At 67.3% G+C, this 11,643-nt stretch carries 8 protein-coding genes; 5 read left to right on the forward strand and 3 right to left on the reverse strand.

Translation table 11 applies throughout. The features are described 5' to 3' along the window. Window positions 1-80: 80 nt before the first annotated feature. Window positions 81-659, reverse strand: a complete 579-nt coding sequence (locus tag VFE28_08205; protein ID HZM15968.1) for a Fe-Mn family superoxide dismutase — start codon at window positions 657-659, stop codon at window positions 81-83. Window positions 660-722: 63 nt separating this feature from the next. Next, entirely contained in the window at window positions 723-1,835 is a 1,113-nt protein-coding gene (locus VFE28_08210) for an ABC transporter ATP-binding protein (GenBank protein ID HZM15969.1), read from the reverse strand. Window positions 1,836-2,079: 244 nt separating this feature from the next. Here VFE28_08210 and VFE28_08215 point away from each other — a divergent pair, with 244 nt between their 5' ends. The 5 genes from VFE28_08215 to VFE28_08235 all read left to right on the forward strand — a co-directional run bounded on the left by VFE28_08215 (window position 2,080) and on the right by VFE28_08235 (window position 9,844). Further along, a complete protein-coding gene (locus VFE28_08215) occupies window positions 2,080-3,549 on the forward strand; it encodes a glucoamylase family protein (GenBank protein ID HZM15970.1) in 1,470 nt (489 codons plus the stop codon). Next, window positions 3,546-4,859 (forward strand): sugar ABC transporter substrate-binding protein, encoded by a 1,314-nt coding sequence (locus VFE28_08220; GenBank protein ID HZM15971.1) that lies wholly within the window; start codon window positions 3,546-3,548, stop codon window positions 4,857-4,859. Before VFE28_08215 ends, VFE28_08220 begins: the two co-directional genes overlap by 4 nt. Window positions 4,860-4,867: 8 nt before the next feature. After that, a complete protein-coding gene (locus VFE28_08225; GenBank protein ID HZM15972.1) occupies window positions 4,868-5,746 on the forward strand; it encodes a sugar ABC transporter permease in 879 nt (292 codons plus the stop codon). Continuing rightward, a complete protein-coding gene (locus tag VFE28_08230; GenBank protein HZM15973.1) occupies window positions 5,743-6,567 on the forward strand; it encodes a carbohydrate ABC transporter permease in 825 nt (274 codons plus the stop codon). Before VFE28_08225 ends, VFE28_08230 begins: the two co-directional genes overlap by 4 nt. Before the next feature lie 64 nt (window positions 6,568-6,631). Beyond that, a complete protein-coding gene (locus VFE28_08235) occupies window positions 6,632-9,844 on the forward strand; it encodes a discoidin domain-containing protein (protein HZM15974.1) in 3,213 nt (1,070 codons plus the stop codon). A 64-nt stretch (window positions 9,845-9,908) separates the two neighbouring features. Here VFE28_08235 and VFE28_08240 read toward each other — a convergent pair whose 3' ends face one another. Further along, window positions 9,909-11,141, reverse strand: coding sequence for a carboxypeptidase-like regulatory domain-containing protein (locus VFE28_08240; protein ID HZM15975.1), 1,233 nt, complete (start codon window positions 11,139-11,141; stop codon window positions 9,909-9,911). Window positions 11,142-11,643 lie beyond the last annotated feature (502 nt).

Consider the following 11,643-nt stretch of genomic DNA (forward strand, 5'->3'; position numbering starts at 1 on the left):
CGTTGTGCCCCCAGTGCTTCTTCAGCGGGCCTGCTCTTCCGCACCCATCCACTCGCTCGAGCCATCCACTCCGGAGCGACTCAGAACCTCGCGGCCACCTCGGCCCAATGGATGGCCCGGAAGAACGACTCGATATAGTCCGCGCGCTTCAAGCCGTAGTCCAGCATGAAGGCGTGCTCGAACACATCCATGACCAGGAGAGGTTCGGCTCCGGCCAGGTGGCCGGCATCGTGCTCGTCGATCCAGGTGTTGAAGAGACGACCGCCGCTGCGCTCGTGGACCAAGAGCACCCAGCCGACGCCGCGCATCGAGCCGGTGGAGCGGAAATCCTGCTCCCAGCGTGCGAGGGAGCCGAATTCCTGACTCAGCTTGCGGGCCAGCGGCGTCTCCTCGCGCAAGGGCTCGGGGCGCCGGGTCAAGTTCCCGAAGTAGAGCTCGTGGAGGCGCATGCCGTTCCATTCCCAACCGAAGCGCCGCTTCAGCTCGGCGTATTCCGGCGTCGCCGTGCGGCCGGCCTCGATCAGGGCGCCGAGCATCTCGGCCAGCGTGTTGGTGTTGGCGACATAGCCCTGGTAAAGGGCGAAGTGGTTGCGGAGCAAGGGCTCGCTAAAGCCGGGCGACCCGAGCAGAGACTCGAAGTTCTTGGCAGTGTAGGTCACTGTGGCACCTCCTGCGGCTGAGCGCGTAGAGCGGCGCCCGCAGCGCAGTATAGGCCAACGACGTCAGGCGGGACTTCCGGGGGGCAGCTGCATCTGGGTCTCGGGGTCGAAGAAGTGGAAACGCTGGCGCTGGAAGCGTACACCTACCGCCGCGCCGGGGACCCAAGCGACCTGGCCCGGCGCCAGGACCCGTAGCGGTTCGTCGGTAGGGGTGTCGAGAACGAGGTGGAGCAGCGTCTCGCGTCCGAGGGGTTCGATGACATCGACGCGGGCGCGGAGGTCGGCGCCGGAAGTGTCGCGGACCTCCATGTCCTCGGGACGAATGCCCACGATCACGTCCTGCCGGGTCGGCGGCGCCAGCGGCGACGGCGCCGCCTGCAGTTCGACCATGGCGCCGTGCAGTTCGAGCCGCGCCGCTCCGCTCTGCGGCCACACCAGCGTTCCGGGCAGGAGATTCATGCGCGGCGAGCCGACGAAGCGAGCGACGAACTGCGTCGCCGGCCGGCGGTAGATGTCGAGCGGCGTGCCGAGCTGCAAGATGCGCCCGGCGTTCATGACCGCGATGCGGTCGCCGAGGGTCATCGCCTCCTCTTGATCGTGGGTGACGTAGAGCATGGGAACGTGCATCTCGCGATGCAGCCGGGCGATTTCCGTCCGCGTGTGCACTCGCAGCTGCACGTCCAGGTTGGAGAGAGGTTCGTCCAGGAGGAAAACCTTGGCGTCCCGGGCGATGGCCCGGCCCAGAGCAACGCGCTGGCGCTGCCCGCCGGAGAGCTGCGCCGGCTTGCGGTCGAGGAGCGCGGCGATGCCGAGGCTGTCGGCCACCGCCCCCACGCGCCGGGCCACGGCGTCCTTGGCCGTGCCGCGCATCTTGAGGCCGAAACCCAGGTTGTCGCGTACGTTCATGTGCGGGTAGAGCGCGTAGTTCTGGAAGACCATGGCGACGTCGCGACGCTGCGGCGGCAGCTCGGTCACTTCCCGGTCGTCGAGGAAGACGCGGCCGCGGCTCGGCGATTCGATACCGGCCACGATGCGAAGCAGCGTGCTCTTGCCGCAACCCGACGGTCCGAGGAGGACGAGCATCTCGCCGTCGGTGACCTCGAGATCCACGCCGGCCACGGCCACTTGGTTCCCGGGAAAAACCTTCTCGATGCCCTCGAGCCGCAGCACGGGCATGGCGCGTCCTCTCTCGCCGGTGCCGCGGCATGATACTCCATGGCGCCGCTCGGTCCGAAGCGGGTTGCGTTCCAGCAAGGCTTTCCCGATGATGGCGCCGCTCGCCATGGCTCGCCGCGTGCGCCGCTGGGCGCCATGTGCCGCTGGTGGCGCGACTCGCCGCCGGTGGCGCGACTCGCCACTGGCCGCGCCACGCGCCACAGGCTGCGCCGCTCGCGCCTGGCCGCGCTCGGGAGAGTTCGCCGTGTCCGATGCAGACGACACGACAGGCCGCTTTTTCCTCACCGGTTGTGGCGTTCTCCTGTGGTGTGGGGTTCTTCTCTCTGGTTGCAGCAGGAGCAATCCACCGCCGGAGCCGCCGGCGGCAGACGGCGCTGCTTCCGAGACGGCGGCATTCCTCGACACGCTCGAAGCCCGCACCTTCCGCTGGTTCTGGGAGCAGAGCGATCCTCAGCGCGGGCTCACCCCCGATCGCTGGCCCACGCGTTCCTTCGCCAGCGTCGCCGCCACGGGCTTCGCGCTCACGGCGTACCCCATCGGCGCGGAACGCGGCTACGTCGATCGAGAGGCGGCGCGGGGGCGCGTGCTCGACGCGCTGCAATGGTTCTGGTCGGCGCCACAAGACACGGCGCGCGCCGGTGCCACTGGGTATCGTGGCTTCTTCTATCACTTCCTCGACCCCGAAACTGGACATCGCTTCCAAGATGTGGAGCTCTCCACCGTGGACACGGCGCTCTTCTTGGCCGGAGCGCTCTTCTGTCAGTCCTACTTCGATGGCCCGGACGCCGAGGAAGCGCGGATCCGGGCGCTCGCCGAATCTCTCTACACCCGGGCAGACTGGCGCTGGGCGCAGGTGCGCCCGCCGGCCATCGGCCACGGCTGGACGCCGGAAGAGGGCTTTCTCGGCTACGACTGGCGTGGTTACAACGAGGCCATGCTCGTCTACCTGCTCGCCCTCGCCTCGCCGGCTCACGCCGTCGAACCGGAAGCCTGGGAAGAGTGGACCTCGACGTACCGCTGGGGCTCTTTCCAAGGGCAGGAGTATCTGGGTTTCGCACCGCTCTTCGGTCACCAGTACACCCAGGTGTGGGTGGACCTGCGCGGTCTCCAGGATGCATTCATGCGCGCCCGCGGCCTCGACTACTTCGAGAACTCCCGGCGCGCGGTGCTGGCGCAGCGTGCCTACGCCGTCGCCAATCCCCAGGGCTGGGCCCGCTATGGTGCCGACCTATGGGGGCTCTCGGCGTGCGACGGCCCGGTGAACGGTGAATACACTGTCAGCGGCCGGAAGCGGGAGTTCCACACCTACTGGGCCCGTGGCGCTTGCTTCACCGAGGTGCAGGACGACGGTACCGTGTGCCCCGCGGCGGCAGCGGGCTCCATCGTCTTCGCCCCGGAGAGCGTGATTCCCACCTTGCAGAGGTGGCGCGACACCTACGGCGAGCGTCTCTTCACCCGCTACGGTTTCCTCGACGCGTTCAACCCGAGCTTCACGCTCACGGTGCCGGTGCAGCACGGTCGGGTGGACCCGGAGTTCGGTTGGTTCGACACGGATTACCTCGGCATCGACCAGGGCCCGGTGCTGGCGATGCTGGAAAACCATCGGAGCGAGCTGGTGTGGAAAACGATGCGCCGCAATGCGCACCTCGTGCGCGGGCTGCGCGCTGCCGGCTTCCGCGGCGGCTGGCTGGACGCGCTCCCGGAGGGGCGATGAAACCCGGCGCGTCGCGAGCCGTGGCCTGCCTGTGGGGCGCGATCCTCCTTCCGGCGCTCGGCGGTTGCGACGGTGGTGGCGGCACCGCGCCGGTGACCTTGCGCTTCTGGGCCATGGGTCGCGAGGGCGAAGTGGTGCAGGAGCTGGTGCGCGGCTTCGAGGCCGAGCAACCCGGCGTCCGGGTGCTGGTGCAGCAGATCCCCTGGACCGCAGCGCACGAGAAGCTCCTCACCGCCCACGTGGGCCGCTCGACTCCGGATCTGGCGCAGCTCGGCAACACCTGGATCGCCGAGTTCGTGGCGCTGCAGGCGCTGCAGCCGCTCGACGGCCTGCTCGCTCGCTCGGCGGCGCTGGACTCCACCGCCTTCTTCGCCGGGATCTGGGATACCAATCGAATCGACGGCGCGGTCTTCGGCGTGCCGTGGTACGTGGACACCCGCGTCCTCTTCTATCGGCGCGACATCCTGGCGCAAGCCGGTTACGACTCGATGCCCTCCACCTGGAGCGCATGGCGCGCCGCCATGGTGGCGACGAAGCAGGTCGTGGGCCGGAACCGCTTCGTCGTGTTCCTGCCGATCAACGAATGGCTGCCGGTGGCGCTGCTCGGTCTGCAGTGCGGTTCGCCGCTCCTCGCCGAAGGCGCCACGCGCGGCGCCTTCTCGCAACCCGCCTTCCGCCGCGCTTTCGCCTTCTACGTCGACCTCTTCCGCAGCGGTCTGGCGCCGCCGGTGACCAATGTGGAGATCGCCAACCTCTATCAGGAGTTCGAGCGCGGCTACTTCTCGATGTACATCACCGGCCCGTGGAATCTGGGGGAGTTCCGCCGGCGCTTGCCACCGGCGGCGCAAGGAACGTGGGCGACGGCGCCGCTCCCGGGGCCGGAGGGGCCGGGGGTGTCGTTCGCCGGTGGTTCGAGCTTGGTGCTCTTCCGCAACTCGCGACAACACGACGCCGCTTGGAAACTCGTCGAGTTTCTTTCGCGTCACGAGCAGCAGCTGCGCTTCTACCAGCTGACCGGCAATCTACCGGCGCGCGTCGATGCTTGGGGTGATACCGCGCTGGCCGCGGATCGCGAGCTGCGGGCCTTCGGCGCCCAGCTCCGCCACGTGGTACCGACACCCAAGATCCCGGAGTGGGAGCTCATCGCCACGCGCCTGCAAGAGCGGGCCGAGCTCGCCGTGCGCGGCGGCGTTCCCGCCGATTCGGTCCTCGCGCTCCTCGACGGCGACGTGGATCGGCTGCTGGAAAAAAGGCGCTGGCTGCTGGAACGCCGACGGTTGGCTGCGGGCGTGCAAGGAGGCTCACGATGAGCACGGCACTGCAACGGCAGCAAGCGCGCGTCGGCTGGGCCTTCGTCAGCCCGGCGGTGCTCCTCATCGGCGTCTTCTTCTTCGTCCCCGTGCTGGCGGGCCTGTTGCTCAGCCTCACGGACTTCGACCTCTACGCCCTCGGCACGCCGGAGGTGGTGCGTTTCGTCGGTCTGCACAACTATGGCGCCACCTTGGCAGGCCAGGCCTTCTGGAACGCGCTGCGCAACACCTTGTACTTCGCCTTCGCCGGCGGGCCCCTGCTGGTGCTGGTGTCGCTCGGGGCAGCGCTGCTGTTGCACGCGAAGCTCGTCCGCGGTCGCACCTTTTTCCGCACCGTCTATTTCGCCCCTGTCGTGACCACGCTCGTCGCCGTCGCCATCGTCTGGCGCTACCTCTACCACCCGCGTTACGGCCTCCTGAACCTGGTCCTCGGCTGGTTCGGCCTCGGCCCGGTGGACTGGCTCGGCGATCCGCACTGGTCCATGCCGGGGATCATCTTTCTGTCGGTGTGGAAGAACTTCGGCTACAGCATGCTGATCTTCATCGCCGGGTTGCAGAACATCCCGGAAGAGCGCTACGAGGCGGCAGCCATCGACGGCGCCGGGGCATGGCAGCGCTTCTGGCACGTGACCGTGCCCGGTCTGGCGCCGATCTCCCTCTTCGTCGGCGTCACCGCGATGATCAATGCCTTCCAGATCTTCACCGAGCCCTACGTCATGACTCAGGGCGGACCGCTGCGGAGCACCACGAGTCTCGTCCTCCTCATGTACGAAGAGGGTTTCCGCTGGTGGCGCATGGGCGCAGCCGCGGCCATCGCCTTCCTCCTCTTCCTCGTGACCCTGGCGTGGACGTTGGTGCAGTTGCGCCTGCAACGGAGCAAGGGATGAAACGCCGCACCGTGCAATCACTGGCGCTGCACACGGCGATTCTCCTGGGAGCCGCCGTCGCAGCGACGCCGCTCGTGTGGATGGTCTCCGCCTCGCTCATGCCGGCGGGGGACGCCAACAGCTTCCCGCCGCCCTTCCTGCCCCGGCGGGTGACCTTCGAGCACTACGTGACCATCCTCACCCGGCTCGATCTGGCGTGGAATTTCCTCAACAGCGCGATCGTCACGGTGACGGGAACGCTGCTCTCCGTCGTTTTCAATGGGCTCGCCGGTTATGCCTTCGCCAAGCTGGTGTTCCCTGGGCGCGAACGTCTCTTCCGCGGCCTGACTCTGGCCCTCGTCATCCCGGCGCAGGTGGGGATGCTGCCGCTCTTCCTGCTGCTGCGCGAGATGGGCGTCGTCAACACCTACGCCGGCGTCGTCGTGCCGTATCTGGCCAGCGTCTTCGGCATCTTCATGGTCCGGCAGTATGTCGTCGGCGTGCCCGACGATCTCCTGCACGCGGCTCGCGTGGACGGCGCCGGGGAGTTTCAGCTCTTCACTCGTATCGTCGTCCCCGTCATCCAGCCCATTCTGGTGACGCTGGCGGCCTTCACCTTCCTCTCCGCCTGGAACGATTTCATGTGGCCCCTCATCGTGTTGAGCGACGCACGCAACTACACGCTGCCCGTGGCGCTGGCGAACCTGGTAGGCGAGCACGTCCAGGACACGGAGCTGATGATGGCCGGTTCGGTGCTGACCATCCTTCCGGCGATGGTGGTGTTCCTGCTCTTCCAGCGCGCTTACGTGCGCGGCATCCTGGCGGGGAGCGTCAAAGGTTGAGGCGAAGGTCATGATGCTCCGTCGCAGGCGGGCTTCAGCTTCGTGGCTCGCCCTAAGTGTTGGCGTGACGGCGCTTGCGGCTGCCGAGCCACTGGAGCCACCCAGGGCGCTCGCCGGCCCGGACATCGAAACACCGCGAGAGGCAGTCGGAACTCCGGGGCCCGCATCGGTCCTCCTGGATGGATTCGAGTCCGCCGGGGCCTGGTCGGCCCACCCAGCCGATGGCGTCGATCTCGCGCTCGGCTCCGACGCCGGCGAGCGCGGACGCTGTCTGCGTCTCGACTTCGATTTCCACGGCGGCGGCGGCTACGCCGTCGCGCGGCGGCAACTCGAACTCGATCTGCCCGAGAACTACGCCTTCACCTTCCGCTTGCGCGGTGCCGCGCCCTCCAACCACCTGGAGTTCAAGCTCGTCGATGCGAGCGGCGACAATGTCTGGTGGTGCGTGCGGCGTGACGTCCGTTTCCCGGCCGAGTGGGAGACATTCACCATCAAGAAGCGGCACATCGGCTTCGCCTGGGGGCCCCTCGGGGGTGGTGAGATCCGTCACGTGGCGGCTCTCGAGTTCGCCATCACTGCTGGGAGTGGCGGGCGGGGCACGGTTTGGATCGACGAGCTCGAGCTCCGCGAGCTGCCGCCGCCCGGGGCGACGCCGCCGACGCCTGTCGCCAGCGCGTCGTCGCAGTTGCGTGGCCATGAGGCCGAGCACGCCATCGATGGCGATCTCGGCACGGATTGGGAAGCTGCGTCACGGGACAAGAGCCCGTGGCTCAGGCTCGATCTGCAAACGAGCCGCGAATACGGCGGTCTCGTCCTCGATTGGCAAGCAGGGCGACATGCTGTCGATTACGACCTCGAGGACTCCCAGGATGGAGCGACCTGGCGCACGCTGCGTTCCGTGCGCGGCGGCAACGGCGGCCGCGACCTTCTCTACCTTCCCGAGTCGGAGTCGCGGTACCTGCGCTTGCAGATCCGGCGCGGCGCGCAAAAGCGCACGGCGCTGCGCGAGATCGCCTTGCAACCTCTGGAGTGGGCGGCGACGCGGGCGGACTTCTTCTCGCTCCTGGCGCGCTCGGCGCGGCGCGGGACCTTTCCGCGCGGCATGAGCGGGGAGCAGGTCTACTGGTCCGTCGTCGGCATCGACCGCGATGAGCGCGAGGCCCTCCTCGGCGAAGATGGCGCCCTCGAGACCGGGCGTGGGGCTTTCTCCATCGAACCTTTCCTCTGGCACGGGGGGCGGCTCGTCACCTGGGCGGACGCGGCGATCGAGACCGCCCTGGAAGAGGACGCCTTGCCCATGCCCTCGGTGCGCTGGCGCGCCGGGGATCTCGCTCTGGAAGTGAAAGCCTTCGGCACGGGTGAGCCGGGAGAGAGCGCCGTCGTCGTGCGCTACCGCGTGCGCAACCTCGGCGGCAAGCCCTCCCGGGTGACGCTCTTCCTGGCACTGCGTCCGTTCCAGGTGAATCCGCCCTCGCAGCTTCTCAACCTCGCGGGTGGCGTGGCACCCATCCGTTCCCTCGCCTTCGCCGGCGAGCGTGTCACGGTGAACGAGGAGCGCCAGGTGTTCGCCCTCACGCGTCCCTCGGGTTCCGGGGCGGTGCACTTCGACGGCGGCGACATCGTCGCCGATTACCTGCACGCCGGACGGCTGCCCGCTTCGCCCACAGTGGTGGACGACTTCGAAGCCGCCTCCGGCGCCTTCGCTTTCCTCCTCGATCTCGCTCCTGGAGAAGAACGGGAGACGAGCCTTCTCGTGCCGTTGTACCCCGATGCGGCGCCACTCCTCGACGCCGAGGATGTGTCGCGCCTCGCCGCGGACCGAGTAGCGTCGGCGGCATGGGTCGCGGAGCAGTACGAAAGGAATCGCGCCGCATGGCGCGAGCTTCTCGGCCGCACGGTGATCGAGGTTCCCGATCCGGCGGTGAACCAATCGCTCCGCGCGCAGCTCGGCTGGATCCTGGTGAATCGCGCCGGCCCGGCCCTGCAGCCGGGCACACGGGCCTATGCCCGCTCTTGGATCCGTGACGGCGCCCTCACCTCGTCGGCGCTCCTCCGGCTCGGCCACGCCGACGCGGCGCGCGACTTCCTAGAATGGTTCGCGACGCATCAATACGCCAACGGCAAGGTGCCCTGCGTCGTGGACGCGCGTGGCGCCGACCCCACGCCCGAGCACGACAGCACCGGGGAGTTCCTCTTCCTCGTGGCCGAGGTCTACCGCTACACCGGGGATCGGGCCCTTGCCGAGCGTCTCTGGCCCCGCGTCCAATCCGGCGCCGCGTACCTCGATTCGCTGCGCCAGCTACGCCGGACCGCTGCCTATCGCACGCCAGAGAACAGGCAGTTTTTCGGTCTCCTGCCGCCGTCCATCAGCCACGAAGGTTACTCGGCGAAGCCGATGCACTCCTACTGGGATGACTTCTGGGCGGTGCGCGGTTGGCGCGACGTCGTCTTCCTCGCGAAAACGTTGGGGCGAACGGCCGAGGCCAAGCGCCTGACGGCGCGACGCGACCAGTTCGAGAGCGACGTGGCGGCCTCGGTACGCGCGGCGCTCGTGCACCACGGCATCGATTTCGTCCCGGGCTGCGCCGATCTGGGCGACTTCGACGCCACCTCGACGACGATCCTGCTCTCGCCCGTGCAAGGGCAGCGTCTCGTTCCGGAAGCGGCGCTCCGCCGCACCTTCGAAGAGTACGAAAGTAACTTCCGCGCTCGCCTGAACGGCGAACCGTGGGACGCCTTCACACCCTACGAGGTGCGCAACATCGGCGCCTTCGTGCGCCTCGGCTGGCGCGAGCGTGCCGCCGCCCTGCTGCCCTTCTTCCTGGACTCGCAGCGCCCGCCGGCCTGGCGGCAGTGGCCCGAGGTGGTGTGGCGCGACGAGCGCGCGCCGCACTTCCTCGGCGACCTGCCCCACGGCTGGGTGGCATCCGATTTCTTGCGCTCGGTCCTCGATATGCTGGCTTATGAGCGCGAGGCGGATGCTTCGCTCGTCGTCGCCGCCGGTGTGCCGGTGGAGTGGCTCCGCGCCCCGGGGGTCATGGTGCGCAACTTGAGGACACCCTACGGGGAGCTCAGCTACACGCTCCTCGAGGACGGCGAAACCATCACGATGCGCATCGAAGCCGGACTAGTAGTGCCACCGGGGGGTGTGGTCGTGCGCCCCCCGCTTCCGTGGCCACTCCGCGCCGCGAGCCTCGACGGAGCACCGGTCCGCTCGAAAGCCGACGGCGAAATCGTGCTTCGCCGTCTTCCCGCCACGGTCGTCTTCCGGCGCTGATCGCGACAAGCGGGCCGGTGCTTGGCCAGGGCATTCTCACACCTTGTCGCAAAGCCGGCTCCGTTCACGGCTTTGTGGTGAACATGTATTCATTAGAGTGGGCATCTCCATACTCTGATTCGAGGGCAGTGCGATGGATTGGTGTCAACATGTCATCCAGAGATGAGAGCGGGAACAGCTGGTAAACATTCCAGGCGCACGCAGACCCAGCCGGCAGACCGAGACCGTATACACTCAGATCAGCCATCCGAATACTCGTACCGTGGAGGAAGAGCACGAAATCACTCTTGCCGTAAATGTTGATGGCCACGAGGTAAGGACCCGTTCCTCCTCCCTCCGTCCAGCGAAAGACTGTCGAGTCATCGACATTCGACGCCCCCTGCGGTGGTTCGACGATCTGCGGTGCAGCGGGAAGCTCGAGAACGATTCCGGCCGCAGGGGGTGTGATGGCATTCCGGTGCAGGATGGTGTGGTGTCCTCCCAGGGAGGCGAATGCCTCAATTTCGAAAACGGCATCCTGGACGACGGGTAGGATGTACTCGAAGGACGATCCGGGAACCGCGCGCCGAGACTGGGAAAAGAGCCAGAATGACTCGACGCCGAGGCGCATGCGGAGACCGATCGATTGGAGCTCGTAGCCGCTGGGAATCGTCACGGTACCGCTGCACTGGGCCTGCAGAGGATCGGTGAACTCCGCTATGGCGAATTCCTGGACAATGGACGAGCCCGCGGTGAGGACCAAATCTCGGCTGGCGAAACCATCGTACTCTGCCGGTAGCCCATCGGCTCCCACCGGCCAGCGGAACACGTACAACGTGCCCGAGACAGTCGGGCCGGGAGCATACCAGCCAATTGTCTGCTGGAATGAGCCGTCGTCGGGATTCGCCGTGGCCGCAGGAGTGAGGCTCGGTGCGAAATAAAGGCGCGTCGTCTTGCCCGGTGCTGGAGGCACGGTTCCTCTGATCGTGGCCGAGCTCCAAGGACTGATCCTGAATGGGACCCGGAAGAATGGGTCTCGACGTGTGATCCCGGCGTAGAAGCGGGCCTCGGTGGAGTCGAAGAGCAGAGCCACATCGTAGGTGGAAGCGACCTTCTCGACACGGAACGACCCTTCCGCATCGCTGGTCACCGTGGAATTGTCGCCGACGAGAACGATGACGCCAGGGACCGGTTGACCATCGGTGTCTTCGATCCTGCCCTGGATGGGCGTCAGTGGAGGTGGCGTGATCGGGTCATCCCCGCAGCCGCCGAGGGGCGCGATGCAGCCACAAACGAAACAGGCGAGGAGGCTTTTCATGTCGGACCTGCTGGGATCCCGTCGGGCAAGCTGCCGACGAGCGTATCACTCGCCTGGCGGACCGTTCAATAGCTGGGCGACGTCTCTTCCATGACATGTCGTTGCTGGCCCTTTGATGAGTGGATTGGCTCCGATAGGCACGATTCTTCCTGTAGAAGTCGAACATGCGGCTCATTTGTGGGTCCAACGAGGCTCGGTGCACGAAACGAGTGCACTATCCCGAAGCAGTGCACTGTGCCAGTGCATGCGCCACCGGCCTCAAGCCTCCCAGCCACCTCTCACTGTTCTCCATCGGCTGGAACGGCGCGAGGCCGTGCCAGAACCCTCGGCGTTTTCCGCTGACAGAGTCGAGGTCCGCCTGTCGCACCTCTCATCGTTCTCCATCGGTGGGAACAACGCTAGGCCGTGCCAGAACTCTCGGCGTTTTCCGCTGGCAGAGTCGAGGTCCGCCGGGCACACCTCTCAGTGTTCTCCATCGCGGGAACGACGCAAGGTCGTGCCA

The organism is Candidatus Krumholzibacteriia bacterium, assembly GCA_035649275.1.
Classification (GTDB): domain Bacteria; phylum Krumholzibacteriota; class Krumholzibacteriia.